Annotated in this window: 16 protein-coding genes and 1 pseudogene; 3 read left to right on the top strand and 14 right to left on the bottom strand. The window is 58.5% G+C overall.

Translation table 11 applies throughout. The features are described 5' to 3' along the window. Window positions 1-48 precede the first annotated feature (48 nt). From ACY4LX_RS32090 to ACY4LX_RS32110, 5 genes and pseudogenes are all read right to left on the bottom strand, one after another. Window positions 49-1,146 carry a polyamine ABC transporter substrate-binding protein gene (locus tag ACY4LX_RS32090; protein WP_149660260.1) on the bottom strand — a complete coding sequence of 366 codons (1,098 nt, stop codon included), beginning with the start codon at window positions 1,144-1,146 and terminating at the stop codon, window positions 49-51. 188 nt (window positions 1,147-1,334) lie between these two features. After that, window positions 1,335-2,444 carry a polyamine ABC transporter substrate-binding protein gene (locus ACY4LX_RS32095; protein ID WP_149660259.1) on the bottom strand — a complete coding sequence of 370 codons (1,110 nt, stop codon included), beginning with the start codon at window positions 2,442-2,444 and terminating at the stop codon, window positions 1,335-1,337. Between the two features lie 169 nt (window positions 2,445-2,613). Then, window positions 2,614-3,978 (bottom strand): aspartate aminotransferase family protein, encoded by a 1,365-nt coding sequence (locus tag ACY4LX_RS32100; protein ID WP_149660258.1) that lies wholly within the window; start codon window positions 3,976-3,978, stop codon window positions 2,614-2,616. A gap of 59 nt (window positions 3,979-4,037) precedes the next feature. Beyond that, window positions 4,038-5,396, bottom strand: coding sequence for a glutamine synthetase family protein (locus ACY4LX_RS32105; protein ID WP_463258786.1), 1,359 nt, complete (start codon window positions 5,394-5,396; stop codon window positions 4,038-4,040). Window positions 5,397-5,495: 99 nt separating this feature from the next. Beyond that, window positions 5,496-5,813: pseudogene (locus tag ACY4LX_RS32110) on the bottom strand (gamma-glutamyl-gamma-aminobutyrate hydrolase family protein); the annotation flags it as partial. Window positions 5,814-6,091: 278 nt separating this feature from the next. On the opposite strand from ACY4LX_RS32110, the gene ACY4LX_RS32115 reads away from it, so the two are divergent. Both ACY4LX_RS32115 and ACY4LX_RS32120 read left to right on the top strand, forming a co-directional pair. After that, window positions 6,092-7,468 (top strand): glutamine synthetase family protein, encoded by a 1,377-nt coding sequence (locus ACY4LX_RS32115; RefSeq protein WP_123404014.1) that lies wholly within the window; start codon window positions 6,092-6,094, stop codon window positions 7,466-7,468. Window positions 7,469-7,686: 218 nt separating this feature from the next. Beyond that, on the top strand, window positions 7,687-8,319 hold the full coding sequence (locus ACY4LX_RS32120; RefSeq protein WP_149660254.1) for a TetR/AcrR family transcriptional regulator: 633 nt from the start codon (window positions 7,687-7,689) through the stop codon (window positions 8,317-8,319). Between the two features lie 125 nt (window positions 8,320-8,444). Here the strand turns inward: ACY4LX_RS32120 and ACY4LX_RS32125 are convergent, their stop codons facing one another. The 8 genes from ACY4LX_RS32125 to ACY4LX_RS32160 all read right to left on the bottom strand — a co-directional run bounded on the left by ACY4LX_RS32125 (window position 8,445) and on the right by ACY4LX_RS32160 (window position 15,822). Further along, window positions 8,445-8,660 (bottom strand): TOBE domain-containing protein, encoded by a 216-nt coding sequence (locus ACY4LX_RS32125; RefSeq protein ID WP_003229256.1) that lies wholly within the window; start codon window positions 8,658-8,660, stop codon window positions 8,445-8,447. A gap of 107 nt (window positions 8,661-8,767) precedes the next feature. Further along, window positions 8,768-9,574: an aliphatic sulfonates ABC transporter ATP-binding protein gene (ssuB, locus tag ACY4LX_RS32130; protein ID WP_123509755.1), complete on the bottom strand. Its 807-nt coding sequence runs from the start codon at window positions 9,572-9,574 to the stop codon at window positions 8,768-8,770. Continuing rightward, complete coding sequence (gene ssuC / locus ACY4LX_RS32135) at window positions 9,571-10,353, bottom strand: aliphatic sulfonate ABC transporter permease SsuC (RefSeq protein ID WP_133835504.1); 783 nt, start codon at window positions 10,351-10,353, stop codon at window positions 9,571-9,573. Before ssuC ends, ssuB begins: the two co-directional genes overlap by 4 nt. Before the next feature lie 9 nt (window positions 10,354-10,362). Beyond that, window positions 10,363-11,511 (bottom strand): FMNH2-dependent alkanesulfonate monooxygenase, encoded by a 1,149-nt coding sequence (gene ssuD, locus ACY4LX_RS32140; RefSeq protein ID WP_149660253.1) that lies wholly within the window; start codon window positions 11,509-11,511, stop codon window positions 10,363-10,365. A 26-nt stretch (window positions 11,512-11,537) separates the two neighbouring features. Further along, window positions 11,538-12,503, bottom strand: a complete 966-nt coding sequence (locus tag ACY4LX_RS32145; RefSeq protein WP_463258787.1) for a sulfonate ABC transporter substrate-binding protein — start codon at window positions 12,501-12,503, stop codon at window positions 11,538-11,540. Between the two features lie 90 nt (window positions 12,504-12,593). Continuing rightward, window positions 12,594-13,187 (bottom strand): NADPH-dependent FMN reductase, encoded by a 594-nt coding sequence (gene ssuE / locus ACY4LX_RS32150; RefSeq protein ID WP_463258788.1) that lies wholly within the window; start codon window positions 13,185-13,187, stop codon window positions 12,594-12,596. Between the two features lie 344 nt (window positions 13,188-13,531). After that, window positions 13,532-14,170 carry a peroxiredoxin gene (locus ACY4LX_RS32155; protein ID WP_149660249.1) on the bottom strand — a complete coding sequence of 213 codons (639 nt, stop codon included), beginning with the start codon at window positions 14,168-14,170 and terminating at the stop codon, window positions 13,532-13,534. Window positions 14,171-14,466: 296 nt separating this feature from the next. Then, the gene (locus ACY4LX_RS32160) at window positions 14,467-15,822 is read right to left on the bottom strand and encodes an OprD family porin (protein ID WP_463258789.1); all 1,356 of its coding nucleotides are present in this window, start codon (window positions 15,820-15,822) and stop codon (window positions 14,467-14,469) included. 271 nt (window positions 15,823-16,093) lie between these two features. Here ACY4LX_RS32160 and ACY4LX_RS32165 point away from each other — a divergent pair, with 271 nt between their 5' ends. Beyond that, on the top strand, window positions 16,094-16,252 hold the full coding sequence (locus ACY4LX_RS32165) for a hypothetical protein (protein ID WP_463258790.1): 159 nt from the start codon (window positions 16,094-16,096) through the stop codon (window positions 16,250-16,252). On the opposite strand, the gene ACY4LX_RS32170 is transcribed toward ACY4LX_RS32165, so the two are convergent. Beyond that, window positions 16,237-17,565, bottom strand: coding sequence for an OprD family porin (locus ACY4LX_RS32170; RefSeq protein WP_463258791.1), 1,329 nt, complete (start codon window positions 17,563-17,565; stop codon window positions 16,237-16,239). The two genes, ACY4LX_RS32165 and ACY4LX_RS32170, sit on opposite strands and share 16 nt — an antisense overlap. Window positions 17,566-18,087: the final 522 nt, after the last annotated feature.

Raw genomic sequence — 18,087 nt, forward strand, 5'->3', positions numbered from 1 at the left:
TGCAGTTCGCCCGAGGTGGGCCAACTTTGGATAGTTTGAGCCTTGAAGCTATTTACCCGTCTTGACCGTGGTCCAGCTGCGGGTCATCAAACGTTGAATCTTGGGCGGCAGCTCGACCGACACGTAGGTCTTGTCGAGCACGGCCTGCGGTGGATACACCGATTCGTCCGTGCGGATGGATTGCTCCATCAATTTGTCCGAGCCAGGGTTGGGGTTGGCATAGCCGACCGAATCACTGACCTGGGCAATCACTTCAGGTTTGAGCAAATAGTTGATGAAGGCGTGGGCTTCCTTGACGTTGGACGAGTCCTTTGGAATCGCCAGCATGTCGAACCACAGCGCCCCACCCTCTTTCGGAATGGTGTAGGCCACCTTCACGCCCTTGCCCGCTTCGGCGGCCCTGGCCTTGGCCTGGAACATGTCGCCGGAGAAACCGATGGCGATGCAGATGTCGCCGTTGGCCAGGTCGGTGATGTATTTGGACGAGTGGAAGTAGGTCACGTACGGGCGCACCGCGAGCAGCTTGGCGGTGGCCTTTTTGTAATCGTCAGGGTTGGTGCTGTTGGCGTTGAGGCCCATGTAGTTGAGCACGGTGGGCATCATTTCATCGGCGGAATCGAGGAACGCCACGCCGCAGCTGTGCAGTTTCTTGATGTTCTCCGGCTCGAACAGCACGCTCCAGGAATCGATCTTGTCGACGCCCAGCACTTGCTTGATCTTGTCGACGTTGTAACCGATGCCGTTGGTGCCCCACAGGTACGGCACGGCGTACTGGTTGCCCGGATCGTTCTGTTCCAGGCGCTTGAGCAGCACCGGGTCGAGGTTGGCGTAGTTGGTCAGCAACTTGCGGTCGAGCTTCTGGAACGCGCCCGCCTTGATCTGCTTGCCGAGGAAGTGGTTGGACGGCACGACCACGTCGTAGCCGGTACGCCCGGCCAGCAACTTGCCTTCCAGGGTTTCGTTACTGTCGAACACGTCGTACACCGGTTTGATCCCGGTTTCTTTCTGGAAGTCGGCCAGGGTGGTCGAGCCGATGTAATCCGACCAGTTATAAACATGCACCGTACCGGCGGCCTGGACACTGACGGCAAGCGTCAGCCCGGCGCCGACCAGCAGGGCATTGCGTAACAAAGAAAAAATAGGCACGTGGAGGTCCTCTAAAATTAGTTGGGCCCAAGTTGCCCAGCGTTACATGACAGCCATGGCTGCCTGGCAACAAAACCGGCGCGCAACTTACCCTCGATAAACCTTTCCAGCAAAACTTTCCGTCATTTAATTATTCCTGTTGCCGCCACCGCGCAGGCAGCGGCAACAGGATGTCGCCTCAAACCGGCTTATTTACCGGATTTGATCTTGGTCCAGCTGCGGGTCAGATCACGCTGAGTAGCGGCCGGCAAATCGGCAATCGCGTACAACTTGGCCTGCACGTCGGCTGTCGGGTAGATGCCTGGGTCCGAGGTGATGTCCTTGCTCACGAACTGGGTCGCTTCGGCGTTACCGTTAGGGAAACGCACGGCGTTGGTGATGTCGGCCATCACTTTCGGCTGCAACAGGTAGTTCATGAACTTGTAGGCACCGTCGACGTTTTCCGCGTCTTTCGGAATAGCGACCATGTCGTAGAAGCTGCCCGCGCCTTCTTTCGGAATGGCGTAGCTGACTTTGACCTTGTCACCGGCTTCAGCAGCACGGGACTTGGCTTGTTGCACGTCACCCGAGTAACCCACGGCTACGCAGATGTTGCCGTTGGCCAGGTCGGAGATGTACTTGGACGAGTGGAAGTAGGTGACCGAAGGACGAATCTTGAGGAACAGCTCTTCGGCTTTCTTGATGTCTTCTTTCTTCTGGCTGTCGGTTGGCAGGCCCAGGTAGTGCAGCGCGACCGGCAGCATTTCGGTCGGCGAATCGAGGAAGCTCACACCGCAGCCCTTGAGCTTGGCGATGTTTTCAGGCTTGAACAGGATGTCCCAGGAATCGATGGTGTCGACGCCCAACGCGGCTTTGACTTTCTCCGCGTTGTAACCGATGCCGATCGAGCCCCACATGTAAGGGAAGGCGTGTTTGTTGTCCGGGTCGCTTACGGAAACCGCTTTAAGCAGCGATTTGTTAAGGTTGCCGTAGTTGGACAGCTTGGACTTGTCCAGCTCCTGGTAAACCCCGGCCTTGATCTGCTTGGCGAGGAAGTTGTTCGACGGCACGACCACGTCGTAACCGGACTTGCCTGCCAGCAACTTGGCTTCCAGGGTTTCGTTGCTGTCGAAAACGTCGTACACCACCTTGATCCCGGACTCTTTCTCGAAGTTCGCGATGGTGTCCGGTGCAATGTAGTCGGACCAGTTATAGACGTGCAGTACCTTGTCATCGGCCTGTACTGCACCCGCCATCACGCCCATCAGGGACATGGCGAGGAGGGTCTTGCCAGCTATCTTCATACCTAATGCCTTCATGTGGGTAATGCTCCAATTTTTCTTTTTAACCACGCGCTCAGCGGCCTGTTACTGGGCATCCGAACAACCGGTAGTCTGGCAAGTTCCGAGGCAGGCTTTCAAGGAAAGACCCCTCCTTTATTTGCACTGGGCGAAGTGCCGACCGCACACCTCGCCCAGAGCCTAGCACTTAGCCCTGCAACGCACTCAGGGTCAGGTCCAGGCACTTGCGCGCCTTGGCCACCAACTCATCGATTTCCGCCTTGGTAATCACCAATGGCGGGGAGATGATCATGGTGTCGCCCACGGCACGCATGATCAGGCCGTTGTCGAAGCAGAAAGTGCGGCAAATCATGCCCACGCCCTTGCCTTCGTAACGTTTGCGAGTGGCCTTGTCCTGGACCAGTTCGATGGCCCCCAACAGACCGACGCCGCGCACTTCCCCCACCAACGGGTGATCGTTCAGTTCCCGTAGACGCTTTTGCAAATAGGGTGCCGTTTCGGCGTGGACGCGCTCGATAATTTTTTCTTCGCGCAGGATGCGGATGTTTTCCAACGCTACCGCTGCGGCTACCGGGTGCCCGGAGTAGGTGAAACCGTGGTTGAAATCGCCACCCTCGTTGAGCACCTTCACCACTTCGTCACGCACGATCAGGCCACCCATCGGGATGTAGCCGGAGGTCAGGCCCTTGGCGATGGTCATCATGTCGGGCTTCAGATCGTAGTAATCGCTACCGAACCACTCACCAGTACGACCGAAACCACAGATCACTTCGTCGGCCACGAACAGGATGTCGTACTTGGCGAGGATTTCCTTGATGCGCGGCCAGTAGCTGTCGGGCGGCACGATCACGCCACCGGCGCCCTGGATCGGCTCGGCAATAAAGGCACCGACGTTATCCACGCCCAGTTCCAGGATTTTCTCTTCCAGTTGATTGGCGGCCCAGATACCGAACTCGTCCGGGCTCATGTCGCCGCCTTCACCGAACCAGTACGGCTGGGCAATGTGGACGATGCCCGGGATCGGCAAGTCGCCCTGTTCGTGCATGTACGTCATGCCGCCCAGGCTCGCGCCGGCCACGGTGGAACCGTGATAACCGTTCTTGCGGCTGATGATGACTTTCTTGTTCGGCTGGCCCTTGATCGCCCAATAGTGGCGGACCATGCGCAGCATGGTGTCGTTGCCTTCGGAGCCGGAACCGGTGAAGAACACGTGGTTCATGCCTTCCGGCGCGATGTCGGAAATCGCCTTGGCCAGCTCCAGTACCGGCGGGTGAGCGGTCTGGAAGAACAGGTTGTAATAAGGCAGTTCGCGCATCTGCTTGGCAGCGGCGTCAGCCAGTTCATCGCGACCGTAACCGATCGCCACGCACCACAGGCCGGCCATGCCGTCGAGGATCTTGTTGCCTTCGCTGTCCCACAGATAAACACCCTTGGCGCTGGTGATGATGCGCGGGCCTTTCTCTTTGAGCTGCTTGAAATCGCTGAACGGCGCCAGGTGGTGCTCGCTGCTCAAGGCTTGCCATTCACGGGTTTGCGGGTTGTTGCTGGTCATGCGAATTCTCCTAGTTATCCAGTGAAGGGCGCGGAAACTTCCGTCCGCGCCCCGGCGTATCAGACGGCGAAGAGCAGGAATTCCCGCTCCCACGAACTGATCACGCGCTTGAAGTTTTCATGCTCGGCCCGCTTGACCGCGACGTAGCCAGTAATGAATTTCTTGCCCAGGTATTTCTCGATGGTCGCGCTGTGTTCCATGCGTTCCAGCGCGTCTTCGATGGTCAGTGGCAGACGCAGGTTGCGGCGTTCATAGCCACGGCCCACCACCGGCGCACTCGGGTTCAAGCCTTCGACCATGCCGATGTAGCCGCAGAGCAGGCTCGCGGCAATCGCCAGGTACGGGTTGGCGTCGGCGCCCGGCAGGCGGTTTTCCACCCGACGGTTTTGCGGGCCGGCATCCGGCACGCGCAGGCCTACGGTGCGGTTCTCTTCGCCCCACTCAACGTTCACCGGTGCCGAGGTGTCCGGCAGGAAGCGGCGGAACGAGTTGACGTTCGGGGCGAACAGCGGCAGCAGCTCGGGGATCAGTTTCTGCAAACCACCGATGTGATGCAGGAACAACTGGCTCATGGTCCCGTCTTCATTGGAGAAGACGTTCTTGCCGGTCTCGATATCGATGATGCTCTGGTGGATATGCATCGCGCTGCCGGGTTCGCCGGTCATGGGCTTGGCCATGAACGTCGCCGCGACGTCGTGCTTGAGCGCGGCTTCGCGCATGGTGCGTTTGAACACCAGGATCTGGTCGGCCAGGGACAGGGCATCGCCGTGACGGAAGTTGATTTCCATCTGCGCCGTGCCGTCCTCGTGGATCAGTGTGTCGAGGTCCAGCTGCTGCAGTTCGCACCAGTCGTAGACGTCTTCGAACAGCGGGTCGAATTCGTTTGCCGCTTCGATCGAGAACGACTGGCGACCGGTTTCCGGGCGACCGGAACGGCCGATGGGCGGTTGCAGCGGGAAGTCCGGGTCTTCGCAGCGTTTGGTCAGGTAAAACTCCATTTCCGGCGCCACGATCGGCTGCCAGCCCTTGTCGGCATAGAGTTTCAGGACCTTCTTCAATACGTTGCGCGGCGACAGCTCGATCGGGTTGCCTTGCTTGTCGTAGGTGTCGTGGATCACCTGAGCCGTGGGCTCGATAGACCAGGGCACCAGGTACACCGCGTTCTGGTCGGGGCGACAGATCATGTCGATGTCGGCCGGGTCGAGCAGTTCGTAATAGATGTCGTCTTCGACATAGTCGCCGGTCACGGTCTGCAACAGAACGCTCTCGGGCAGGCGCATGCCTTTTTCGGCAATGAACTTGTTGGTCGGCGAAATCTTGCCCCGGGTGATCCCGGTCAAGTCGGCGATCATGCATTCGACTTCTGTGATCTTGTGGTCTTTCAACCAATCGGTGAGCTGGTCGAGGTTGTTACTCATAAATGCCTCTGGGCTGAGTTTCCTGACTCTGATAAGTCAGGCGTTGTTTGACGCATCGGCGTCGCGTGTTACAGATTGCCACTGCAAGGGCCGCGCACAAACACCCGCCGCGACCAGGGCGTGGGTGAGAGAGAGCGTAGCCGGACGTGCAGAATCATGAGCAGGGCCCGACGCATTGGCCGGGCCGCTGAAGTAAAACGGTTCTATATTGGGAGTACGGGCAGTAAAGAGAATGTCGTGCAGACCGTCCAGAATATCGGACGGGGCCAGCGAGGCCACCGGGGAAGGAAGAGTCGACGGCACGCCTTTGGCAACTTGGGCCTTGGCGTGAACGCAACGATCGCCACTGATGTGATAAGCATGCAGACCGTTCTGCCCAGAGCAGACGGCGACGCCGATTGACGGCAGGCGAGACATGAAGCACCCCGGTATTATTGCTGTTATGGGTTTGAATCGAGCTTAGCCTTGTTCATTTTTTTACACAACACCCCCGTAAAAAATACAACACGGCCCGCTCAAGCCTGCGGGCGCCAAAGCGTCCAAAGGCATAAAAACGCCCCAAACTGCCTCAAAAAAGCCGCGTGAGCGCTTTTTTAGGGCAAAAAAGGCCTCGCTTGACTTCGGCATGCCGTTCGGGTTGACTGAAACCCGAAGAGATCAATGATTGATATTTTTAACAACAAAGGTGTTGCATCATGTCGGTACCCCCGCGTGCCGTTCAGCTTAACGAAGCGAACGCGTTCCTTAAGGAACATCCTGAGGTTCTGTACGTTGACCTTCTGATTGCGGATATGAATGGTGTGGTGCGCGGCAAGCGCATTGAACGCACCAGCCTCCACAAGGTTTACGAGAAAGGCATCAACCTGCCGGCCTCTCTATTTGCTCTGGATATCAATGGCTCGACGGTGGAAAGCACCGGCCTGGGCCTGGACATCGGCGATGCTGACCGAATCTGCTATCCAATCCCCGACACCCTGTGCAATGAGCCTTGGCAAAAGCGCCCTACCGCGCAACTGCTGATGACCATGCACGAAATCGAAGGTGAACCTTTCTTCGCGGATCCCCGTGAAGTCTTGCGTCAAGTGGTGACCAAGTTCGATGACATGGGTCTGACGATCTGTGCCGCGTTCGAACTGGAGTTCTACCTGATCGACCAGGAGAACGTGAACGGCCGACCGCAACCGCCACGCTCGCCGATCTCCGGCAAACGCCCGCATTCGACACAGGTCTACCTGATCGACGACCTCGACGAATACGTCGACTGCCTCCAGGACATTCTGGAAGGTGCGAAGGAGCAAGGCATCCCGGCCGACGCCATCGTCAAGGAAAGTGCCCCGGCGCAGTTCGAAGTGAACCTGCACCACGTCGCCGACCCGATCAAGGCTTGCGACTACGCGGTACTGCTCAAGCGCCTGATCAAGAACATCGCCTACGACCATGAGATGGACACCACCTTCATGGCCAAGCCTTACCCAGGCCAGGCGGGTAACGGGCTGCACGTCCACATCTCGATTCTCGACCGTGACGGCAAGAATATTTTTGCCAGCGAGGATCCCGAGCAGAACGCCGCACTGCGTCACGCGATCGGCGGTGTGCTCGAGACCCTACCGGCGCAAATGGCTTTCCTGTGCCCGAACGTCAACTCGTACCGTCGTTTCGGCGCACAGTTCTACGTGCCGAACTCGCCGTGCTGGGGCCTGGACAACCGGACCGTGGCGATTCGCGTACCGACCGGCTCGTCCGATGCGGTGCGTATCGAGCACCGCGTGGCCGGCGCCGATGCCAACCCGTACCTGCTGATGGCTTCGGTCCTGGCAGGCGTGCATCACGGCCTGACCAACAAGATCGAGCCGGGCGCGCCCGTGGAAGGCAACTCCTACGAGCAGAACGAGCAAAGCCTGCCGAACAACCTGCGTGATGCACTGCGCGAGCTGGACGACAGCGAAGTCATGGCCAAGTACATCGATCCGAAATACATCGATATCTTCGTGGCCTGCAAGGAAAGTGAGCTGGAGGAATTCGAACACTCCATCTCCGACCTTGAGTACAACTGGTACCTGCATACCGTTTAAGCGGTTGCCGTAAAAAAACAACGCCGTCGGCTGATGAAGCTGACGGCGTTTTTTTATGGCCGCCTGCGGCGGTTCGCGGGCAAGCCTCGCTCCTACAGTCATGCGCCGTTTTCAAATTGGCGCATGACCGTAGGAGCAAGGCTTGCCCGCGATGGCGTCCTGGCAGACAACAACACAACCCTGCTCGTACAATGCCCGCTGCCCCGCAGGAGACTCCAATGACGCGCCCCGCCCCTATCCGCAAACCCCGCGCACGCAGCCAGGCGCGGATCGATTCGATCCTCGATGCCGCCCGCACGCTGCTCGCCGCCGAGGGCGTGGCCAGCCTGTCGATCTACAGCGTCGCCGAGCGTGCGGAGATTCCGCCCTCCTCCGTCTACCACTTCTTCGCCAGCGTTCCGGCCCTGCTCGAAGCCCTGACCGCCGACGTCCACGCCGCGTTCCGCGCCTGCCTGCTAGAACCGATCGACCACGCAGCCCTCAGCGGCTGGCGTGACCTGTCGCGGCTGGTGGAACAACGCATGCTCGACATCTACGGCGAAGACGCCGCCGCCCGCCAGTTGATCCTTGCCCAGCACGGCCTGACCGAAGTCACCCAGGCCGACCGTCAGCACGACATCGAACTGGGCGACTTGATGCACAAGCTGTTCGATCATCACTTCGAGCTGCCGAGGCTGCCCAAGGATGTCGATGTGTTTGCGCTGGCCATGGAGCTGGGGGATCGGGTGTATGCACGTTCGGTGCAGCAGCACGGGCAGATCACGCCGCGAATGGCCGAGGAAGGGATGCGGGTGTTCGATGCGTATCTGGGGCTTTACCTGCCGCCGTACCTGCCCAAGCGCATCCTCTGATCGTTCCCACGCACCACGGGGGAATGCCTCCAGAGACGCTCTGCGTTCCAATGGGACGCGGAGCGTCCCGGGCTGCATTCCCACGCAGAGCGTGGGAACGATCGGGGCTCACCTTTCGGCATTGTTTACAACTTGGCGATCGACACTTCAGTGGATTTCACGAAGGCAATCACTTCGCTGCCGACCACCAGTTCCAGCTCTTTCACCGAACGGGTAGTGATGACGGAAGTAACGATGCCCGACGCGGTCTGCACGTCGATTTCCGACAGCACGTCACCCAGCACGATTTCCTTGATCGAGCCTTTGAACTGGTTACGAACGTTGATGGCTTTGATAGTCATGCGATTTCTCCTCGAGTCGAAATGAGCCGCAAGTGGCAAGCTACAAGCCGCAAGTAAAAGCGCTCTGCTTCTTCTTGCCGCTTGAAGCTTGAAGCTTGCCGCTGCTTCTATTGCGCCCAACGCAGTTGCGTAGGCAAGGGTGAAACGGGTTCCGGTTCGGGCGGCTCGCCCGGCAGGGACAGCACGCGATTGAGGACTTCGGTTTCCAGCGCCGCCAGCCGATGGGAGCCGCGGACCCGAGGGCGCGGCAGTTCCACGTGCAGGTCGAGGCCGACTTCGCCGTCTTCGATCAGGATCACCCGATCGGCAATCGCCACCGCTTCACTGACGTCGTGGGTCACCAGCAACACAGTGAAGCCGTGCTTTTGCCAGAGCCGTTCGATCAGCTGCTGCATTTCAATTCGGGTCAGGGCATCCAGGGCGCCCAAAGGCTCATCCAGCAGCAGCAAGCGCGGTTGGTGGATCAGCGCGCGGGCCAGGGCCACACGTTGCTTCTGTCCACCGGACAGCGCGGCTGGCCACTCATTGGCGCGATCCGCCAGGCCCACCGACTCCAGCGCTTCCAACGCCTGAGGGCGCCAGTTGCCCTTAAGCCCCAGGCCGACGTTGTCGATGACCTTTTTCCACGGCAGCAAACGCGCTTCCTGGAACATCAATCGCGTGTCTTCCCGGGCATCGCTCAGTGGCGCCGAACCGGCCAGCAGCTCGCCGCCCGTAGGCTTGTCGAGACCGGCGAGCAAGCGCAGCAGGGTACTTTTGCCACAGCCGCTGCGACCGACCACCGCCACGAATTGCCCGGCCGGAATATGCAGGTCGACCTCGCGCAGCACTTGCCGCGAACCAAAGGTCTTTTGCAGCTTGCGCACGGCCAGCGGAATCCCGCGCAGCAGGCGTGGAGGTTGTTGAGCGGTCATGCGGCACCTCCTTTGGCAACCTGATACGCCGGATGCCAGCGCAACCAAACGCGCTCAAGTCCACGGGCCGCGAGGTCAGCCAGTTTGCCGAGCACCGCGTACAACAGAATCGCCAGCACCACCACGTCGGTCTGCAAAAACTCCCGGGCATTCATCGCCAGGTAGCCGATGCCGGAACTGGCGGAAATGGTTTCGGCCACGATCAGCGTCAGCCACATGAACCCCAGAGCGAAACGCACACCGACCAGAATCGAAGGCAACGCCCCCGGCAAAATCACCTGACGGAACAGGCTGAAACCGGACAAGCCATAACTGCGCGCCATCTCTACCAGCGCCGGATCGACGTTGCGGATGCCGTGATAGGTGTTGAGGTAGATCGGGAACAACGTGCCCAGGGCCACGAGGAAAATCTTCGCCGACTCATCGATGCCGAACCACAGGATCACCAGCGGAATCAGCGCCAGGTGCGGCACGTTGCGGATCATCTGCACCGAACTGTCGAGCAGGCGTTCGCCCCACTTCGACAGACCGGTGATGAAACCCAAGGCCAGACCAATGCCGCCACCAATGGTGAAACCGAGTGCCGCACGCCAGCCGCTGATGGCCAGGTGGGTCCAGATTTCACCGCTGCGCACCAGGCTCACGCCGGCCTCGATCACCGCGATGGGCGCCGGCAGGATCCGCGTCGACAACCAGCCCGCCGACACCGACAACTGCCACACCGCCAACAGCAACACCGGCAACGCCCAGGGCGCGAGGTTGTGGATAATTCTTTTCATGGCGGCGCCTCAGCTCTGGGACGCGGCTTTGGGAAGAATGTCGTTGGCCACCATTTCGCCGAACGGGCTGACGAAGTTGGCACCTTGGGGTTGTTCCGGACGCTGCACGTCGATGTGCGGGAACAGCAATTCGGCCACGCGGTAAGCCTCTTCCAGGTGTGGATAACCGGAGAAGATGAACGTGTCGATGCCCAGGTCCGCGTATTCCTTCATCCGCGCAGCCACGGTCGGACCGTCGCCTACCAGCGCCGTCCCGGCACCGCCGCGCACCAGGCCTACGCCGGCCCACAGGTTAGGGCTGACTTCCAGGTTGTCGCGGCTGCCGCCATGCAGCGCGGCCATGCGTTGCTGGCCGACCGAATCGAAACGCGACAGGGACGCTTGCGCCCGAGCGATGGTTTCGTCGTCCACATGGGAGATCAGCCGATCCGCCGCCGCCCACGCTTCCTCGTTGGTTTCCCGCACGATCACATGCAAACGAATACCGAAGCGCACGGTACGCCCGAGCTTCGCCGCTTTGGCGCGCACTTGTTCAATCTTCTCGGCCACGGCCGCTGGAGGTTCGCCCCAGGTCAGGACCATCTCCACTTGCTCGGCAGCCAAGTCTTGAGCTGCTTCCGAAGAACCGCCGAAGTACAGCGGCGGACGCGGTTGCTGGATCGGCGGATAGAGCAACTTCGCGCCCTTCACGCTGATGTGCTGACCGTCGTAATCCACGGTTTCGCCTTCCAGCACCCGGCGCCAGATGCGGGTGAATTCCACCGACGCCTGATAACGCTCTTCGTGGCTGAGGAACAAACCATCGCCGGCCAGTTCATCCGGATCGCCACCGGTCACCAGGTTGAACAGCGCACGACCGCCGGACAGTCGATCCAGGGTCGCTGCCTGCCGCGCCGCCACCGTCGGGGAAATGATCCCGGGGCGCAGGGCGACAAGGAATTTCAGACGCTGGGTCACCGGGATCAGCGACGCGGCCACCAGCCACGAGTCTTCACAGGAGCGGCCGGTCGGGATCAACACCCCGCCGAAACCCAGGCGATCCGCTGCCTGGGCAATCTGCTGCAAATAACCGTGGTCAACGGCGCGAGCGCCTTCGGCGGTGCCAAGGTAATGGCCGTCGCCGTGGGTAGGCAGGAACCAGAAAATATTGAGGCTCATGGAGTGGTCTCCTTGGGAAATTCGAATTACTGCGCTTTGGCAACGGCTGCCGGTGGCGTCCAGATCACGTCTTTAATGCTGAGCGGCTTGGGAATCAGCTTGAGCTGGTAGAAGCTGTCGGCGATTTTCTGTTGCGCGGCGACCACTTCCGGGGTCAGAAACAGCGCGCCGTAGCCCTGGCGTTTTACCGAAGTCAGGGTGATCTCCGGCGACAGGCCGAGCAGTGGCGACACCTGTTTGGTCACGTCTTCCGGGTTGGCTTTGGACCATTCCCCAACGGCGCGCACTTCTTCGACGAGGGTCTTGATCACCTCGGGGTTTTTCTGTGCGTAAGGCTTGGTCGCCAGGTAGAACTGATGGTTGTCGACGATGCCTTGGCCATCACGCAGGGTGCGTGCTTGCAGTTGCTGTTCGGCGGCCGCCTGGTACGGATCCCAGATCACCCAGGCATCGACGCTGCCGCGTTCGAACGCAGCGCGGGCATCGGCGGGTGGCAGGAATACGGTCTGGATATCGGTGTACTTGAGGCCGGCGTCTTCGAGGGCGCGGACCAGCAGGTAATGAACGTTGGAGCCCTTGTTCAGGACGACTTTCTTGCCCTTGAGGTCGGCAACGGATTTGATTGTCGAGTCCTTCGGCACCAGGATCGCTTCGCTGTGCGGCGCTGGCGGTTCGTAGGCGACGTAGAGCAGATCGGCGCCGGCGGCTTGAGCGAAGACGGGCGGGGTTTCGCCGGTGACACCGAAGTCAATCGAGCCGACGTTCAGGCCTTCCAGCAGTTGCGGGCCACCGGGGAATTCAGTCCATTGCACGTCCACGCCTTGGGCGGCGAGGCGTTTTTCCAGGGTGCCTTTGGCCTTGAGCAGCACCAGGGTGCCGTACTTCTGATAACCGATTCGCAATGTCTCGGCTTGTGCTTGGAAAATAACGCCGAAGGACACAGCCGCCACAAACAGGGCGACCAGACCACGACGCAAAATGACAGTGCGCATAGCGCTCTCCTATTTGCTGTTGGGTGTTGGCTGCACCTGCTTGGCCGTTGGCGGCTGAGTAAGGTGAGTGGATCAAATTCGGGGTAAGGCTCAAATGCTCCAGCGAGCACTCAACAAACGTTCGTTCAAGAGGTTCGGGTCGATCGGCTTGGGCCGTCGCGCCATGGCGCTGAAAAACAGCTCCAGGGATTCAGTCAATCGTTGCTCCAGCTCCGGCGCCAATTGCGCCTGGGCACTGCCTTCGCCGTAAGCGATCTGGCTGTCCACGGCGAAAATCCCGTGGAGCATTTCCTGGGCCTTGAGTGCCGACAGCACTGGTTTGAGCGCGTAATCCACCGCCAGCATGTGGGCGATGCTGCCGCCGGTCGCCATTGGCAACACCACTTTGTGCGCCAGGGCGCGCTCGGGCAGCAAGTCGAGTACGGTTTTCAAGGCACCGGAGAACGACGCCTTGTACACCGGCGTCGCGATCAGCAGGCCGTCGGCGTTTTCAATCTGTTGCAGCAGGTCGATTACCTTCGGGCTGTCGAAGCGTGCGTGCAGCAAGTCTTCGGCCGGGAAGTCCCGTACCTGATAACTCACCACTTCCACCCCTTGTACCTGCAACCAGCGTTGCGAACGCTCCAGCAACACCCCGGAACGAGAGCGTTGGCTGGGGCTGCCACCGAGTGAGACGACCAGCATTCAGGTGATTCCTTGAGCGGTGTGGCGATTCGCAGTGTGCGATCTCGCTTTGATGGAAGTGACCTTAACAGGTGATTTATATATCCATAAATCATATTTATTCATTTGGTTATTCTTTAAAGAACTATGCGATACACCTTTTTCCAGACAAAAAAACAGGCCGTAAAAACGGCCTGAAAAATCCCCTGCTTTGTGAATACACATACCCCCCTGTAGGAGCGAGGCTTGCCCGCGAAGAGGCCATCACGGCTTGCATCAATGGTGGCCTTGATGACGCCTTCGCGGGCAAGCCTCGCTCCTACAGGGGTTGCTGATCGCTCCCACGCAGAGCGTAGGAACGATCATTAACGATTCGGCTGCGGCGTCAGGCGCAGGTACGGCTTCACCGCGCGATAGCCCTTGGGAAAGCGTTTCTTGATTTCGTCTTCGTCCTTGAGCGACGGCACGATCACCACTTCATCACCGTCCTGCCAGTTGGCCGGGGTGGCCACCTTGTAGTTGTCGGTGAGTTGCAGCGAGTCGATCACCCGCAGGATTTCATGGAAGTTACGGCCGGTGCTCGCCGGGTAGGTGATGGTTAGCCGAACCTTCTTGTTCGGGTCGATCACGAACAGCGAGCGTACGGTCAGAGTGTCGTTGGCGTTCGGGTGAATCAGGTCGTACAGGTCCGAGACCTTGCGATCGGCGTCGGCGAGGATCGGGAAGTTGACGATCGTGTTCTGGGTTTCGTTGATGTCCTCGATCCACTTGTGGTGCGAGTCCACCGGGTCCACCGACAGGGCGATGGCTTTGACGCCACGTTTGGAGAATTCATCCTTGAGCTTGGCGGTAAAGCCCAGTTCGGTGGTGCACACCGGGGTGAAGTCCGCCGGATGGGAAAACAGCACGCCCCAGCTATCGCCCAGCCATTCGTGGAAACGGATGGTGCCGGCGCTGGAATCCTGTTCGAAATCGGGGGCGATATCGCCAAGTCTGAGGCTCATGGTGCTGCTCCTGGTGAGTGCTTGTTGAGCTCAACTGTGCCTGCATTCCGATTGAATTAAAAAGAGTAAATATCGATTTATTTAGATCATAAGTGAATATTAAACATCTGTTCACTGGACCTCGCCCGCCATCGCGGCCAACATCGCCCACAAGGTTCGAGAAGGCCTTGAGTTGCTGCAAAAGAGGGGAATTTCAGGGCGGGATTACGGGGGTGACTCCGCCCTGAAACGCAAAAGCCCCGCCCGGCGAGGTGCCGGGCGGGGCTTTTTTTACTCAGGTGTGCTTGAGCGCGCTATTACAGCAGCGGGATCGAGTAGCTGAGGATCAGGCGGTTTTCGTCCTGGGAGCGAACGCCCGGGATGTTGGTGCGCCAAGTAGCGTTTTTCCACATGAAGCCCACGTTTTTCAACGGGCCTTCCGGTACGACGTAACCAACAGTCAGGTCACGTTCCCACTCGGTGCTGTTGTTGCCAGCGGCAGCAGTAGAGGTTCTGTTGGTGTCGATACCGTCGCCACGCAGATAAACCATACCAGCCGTCAAGCCAGGCAAGCCGACCTTGGCGAAATCATACGAGTAGCGAGCCTGCCAGGTTTTCTCGCCGGCACGGCCGAACTTCTGGATCTGCATATCGGTGATGGTGTAGTTCGACGAGCCGTCACCTTGGTTCAGCCAAGGGAAGTCGCTGCTGCCATTGCTCACCTGGTAACCGCCACCGAAGGTGTGACCGGCAACGGAGTACAGGAACAGGCCGCTGTACAGGTTGTTGTCGACCTTGCCTTTACCGTTGGCAGTGCTGCTGTAGTTACCGGTGCTGTAGTACAGCGGATCGGTGCCGTTCTTGCCGTCATCGGAGCTGTTGAAGTAGCGCAAGTCGGACTTCAATACGCCCGGGCCGATGGCCCAGTTGTGAACCAGACCCAGGAAGTGTTGCTTGTAGAAGTCTTCCAGGTTGCCGTAGTAGTACTGAGCAGTCAGGTCCTTGGTGATTTTGTAGTCACCACCGGCGTAGATGAACTTGTTGCTGTTGGCGGTACGCGGGGAGGCACCGTTAATGGACAGGTTCTCGTTGTTGCTGGAGTTACGCCCCTTCACAGCTTCGATCTGACCGCCAACCAGGGTCAGGTCCTTGATTTCGCCGGAAGTGATCTGACCGCCCTGCCAGGTTTGCGGCAGCAGACGACCGTCGTTGGTCACAATCACCGGGTTCTTCGGCTGCAGAGTGCCCAACTTCAATTCGGTCTGGGAGATCTTGGCTTTGGCGGTCAAGCCCAGGCTGGAGAAGTTATCAACCGCCTGGCCGTTGGACTCGCTTGGGAAAACAGTGCCGCCGTAAGCGGCACCAGGGCTGCCATTCGCGGCAACGTTGCCGTTAGTGCCGCCGCCCGAATCCAGGCGTACGCCCAGCAGGCCGATGGCGTCGATACCGAAGCCGACGGTGCCTTGGGTGTAACCGGAAATGAAGCGCAGGTCGAAGCCTTGGCCCCACTCTTCGTTTCGACTTGGGCTGGCGGTGCCATCACGGTTATCGGTGTTGATGTAGAAGTTACGCAGACCCAGCGTGGCCTTGCTGTCTTCGATAAAACCGGCGGCGCCTGCCTGCTGCGCCAAAACCCCTACGGCCACAGCCAGGGCCAAGGTGGACTTGTTCATTGTTTCGCTCCTCACATTTTTAGTTTTCGTGTTCCCGGCCCCGGGTCGAATGCCCAGGATCCTGAGACGCGCGTTTCACGCCAGACCGGCCGAAGCGGTCTTCTGATCCCTTTTTAGGAAACCTGCACAAGCCTAAAAAGAATTTAAAATAGTATTTTTAATTCCATTTAGGAATATAACTGCGTACTACAGATTGAGGTATCGGCAGAGAACCCGATTCCTAAACCTTTCGATTGTCCAGGGACAAAATTGCCAAAACCGGAGACTCGCAATGAGTACCGGACGGGGCTTACTTTATGCGCCAGAACAAAAAGCTAAAAAGAATAAAAAAACATCAAATATAGCGTTTTTGGAATATCAAAAAAACCGCAAAAAAAACCTCGCCGATGGGGCGAGGCTTTTTCCTGATGGTAATTACATGAAGCTGTAGGTGTAGTTGAAGATCAGGCGGGTCTGGTCCTGGCTGGCGATACCGGTATCGCTGCCACGGTATGTGCCGTGTCGCAGTGTTGTGCCGAAACCTTTGAAGGGACCCTGCTGGACAGTGTAATCCACGCGCATGTCGCGCTCCCACTCGGACTGATCACTGCCAATACCGTTCGCAGCCTTGATGTTATCGCCATGCAAATAAGCGATCGAGGTTTTCAAGCCAGGAACACCCAAAGCGGCGAAATCAAGGGTGTATTGACCGAAGGTGGTGTTCTCACCTGCGCGAACAAACCCGTTAACCATGCTGTCGGTGAACAGGTAGAAGCTTGAGCCACCAGCCCCTTCATTTCGACCGTTGCCATCAACAACATTGCCTTGACCCAGATAAACGAAACCACCGTCATCGTTCACACGCTGATGACCAACCAGGAATGCGTTAGGACCCAGGGTGTAAGTGAACATGGCGCTCCAGGTCTTGTTATCGACCTCGCCCGGGTTCCTGGCGAAACCACCATTGTTGTTGAAGCGGTAACCAGCATCGCCGTTCTTGCCGTCGGAGCTGCTGTCGAAATAACGAAGATCTGTCTTGAAGGACTGGTTAGGCGTGATCGGGAAGACATGCACCAGGCCGAGGAAGTTCTGCTTGTAGTAGTCCTGCAGGTTTGCATAGTAGTACTGCAACATCAGGTCTTTGGTGACCTTCCAGTCAGCGCCGCCGTAACGGAACTGGTTGCTTTCCTCAGTACCGCCAGCTACAGCCAGACCGGTGCTGTTGGATGAGGCGCGACCCACGGCGTGTTCAAGCTGACCGGCGTTGAAGGTCACGTTGTCGATTTCCTTCGAGGTGATGGTGCCACCTTCAAAGGTTTGCGGCAGCAGACGGCTGTCGTTCGCGACCAGAATCGGCAGGCTGGGTTGCAAAGCGCCGCCCAAGTGGGCTTCGGTCTTGGAGAATCGCGCCTTAACGTTAGCAGCCACACGGCTCCAGCTATCCGTCGCAGAACCATCGGAGTCGCTTGGAGTGAACGAGTTGTTGTCCGGGTGATGGCCGCGACCACCATCAAGATGGATGCCGACAAGCGCTTGGGCGTCAAGACCAAAACCGACAACGCCTTGCGTGAAGCCGGACAGGTAATCGAACTTGAGCCCCTCAGCGGTCTCTTTCTGATCCGCACCGCCATCACGATTGTCGTTGTTGTAATACATGGTGCGGGAACTGACGGAAGCCTTGCTGTCTTCCAGGAAACCCGCGGCGCCTGCCTGCTGCGCCAAAACCCCTACGGCCACAGCCAAGGCCAAGGTGGACTTGTTCATTGTTAAGCTCCTCTCGTTTCTAATTTTTGTGTTCCTGGCCCTGAGTCAATAGCCCAGGGTTTCTAGGATTGGCGATTAGCGCCAGACCGTGACCCACAAGTCAATCGTAACTTTATGTGTCTACGACCATGGTCTAATCCCCCCTCTGATTTGGTCCCTGCAAGGTCATGAATTTTCATAAGCCTAAAAAGAATCAGCAGACCCTTTCTCATACCCTTTAGGAATTGATCTGCGCTGCTGCCCGCTGAAATGGCGGCTCACAAACCAATTCCTAAAAGGTATTTATTAGTATTTTTTTAGATCCACTCGTTTTTTAAAGCACTCGCAATCCATCTCATCAAAAGCCACGCCATGACAATCAAACGCGAACTATCCGGCTCAATTGTTACAGTTTGTGTATCGATATTAAGATTTTTGGAAGCCCAGCCAGCCAGCCTCACTCTTGGCTACAAACCGGTATCGACCCGAGCAAAGCGCCGAGGCCGATGGGATTTGTGAGAAGACCATAGGTCATAAAATCGA

This window comes from Pseudomonas sp. Emmai (assembly GCF_055179735.1).

Bases quoted from the DNA above. Each gene is read 5' to 3' on its own strand.
- ACY4LX_RS32095 (WP_149660259.1), bottom strand. From the start codon at position 2,444: ATGAAGGCATTAGGTATGAAGATAGCTGGCAAGACCCTCCTCGCCATG.
- ACY4LX_RS32100 (WP_149660258.1), bottom strand. From the start codon at position 3,978: ATGACCAGCAACAACCCGCAAACCCGTGAATGGCAAGCCTTGAGCAGC.
- ACY4LX_RS32105 (WP_463258786.1), bottom strand. From the start codon at position 5,396: ATGAGTAACAACCTCGACCAGCTCACCGATTGGTTGAAAGACCACAAG.
- ACY4LX_RS32115 (WP_123404014.1), top strand. From the start codon at position 6,092: ATGTCGGTACCCCCGCGTGCCGTTCAGCTTAACGAAGCGAACGCGTTC.
- ACY4LX_RS32120 (WP_149660254.1), top strand. From the start codon at position 7,687: ATGACGCGCCCCGCCCCTATCCGCAAACCCCGCGCACGCAGCCAGGCG.
- ACY4LX_RS32125 (WP_003229256.1), bottom strand. From the start codon at position 8,660: ATGACTATCAAAGCCATCAACGTTCGTAACCAGTTCAAAGGCTCGATC.
- ssuB (WP_123509755.1), bottom strand. From the start codon at position 9,574: ATGACCGCTCAACAACCTCCACGCCTGCTGCGCGGGATTCCGCTGGCC.
- ssuC (WP_133835504.1), bottom strand. From the start codon at position 10,353: ATGAAAAGAATTATCCACAACCTCGCGCCCTGGGCGTTGCCGGTGTTG.
- ssuD (WP_149660253.1), bottom strand. From the start codon at position 11,511: ATGAGCCTCAATATTTTCTGGTTCCTGCCTACCCACGGCGACGGCCAT.
- ACY4LX_RS32145 (WP_463258787.1), bottom strand. From the start codon at position 12,503: ATGCGCACTGTCATTTTGCGTCGTGGTCTGGTCGCCCTGTTTGTGGCG.
- ssuE (WP_463258788.1), bottom strand. From the start codon at position 13,187: ATGCTGGTCGTCTCACTCGGTGGCAGCCCCAGCCAACGCTCTCGTTCC.
- ACY4LX_RS32155 (WP_149660249.1), bottom strand. From the start codon at position 14,170: ATGAGCCTCAGACTTGGCGATATCGCCCCCGATTTCGAACAGGATTCC.
- ACY4LX_RS32160 (WP_463258789.1), bottom strand. From the start codon at position 15,822: ATGAACAAGTCCACCTTGGCCCTGGCTGTGGCCGTAGGGGTTTTGGCG.
- ACY4LX_RS32165 (WP_463258790.1), top strand. From the start codon at position 16,094: ATGAGTACCGGACGGGGCTTACTTTATGCGCCAGAACAAAAAGCTAAA.
- ACY4LX_RS32170 (WP_463258791.1), bottom strand. From the start codon at position 17,565: ATGAACAAGTCCACCTTGGCCTTGGCTGTGGCCGTAGGGGTTTTGGCG.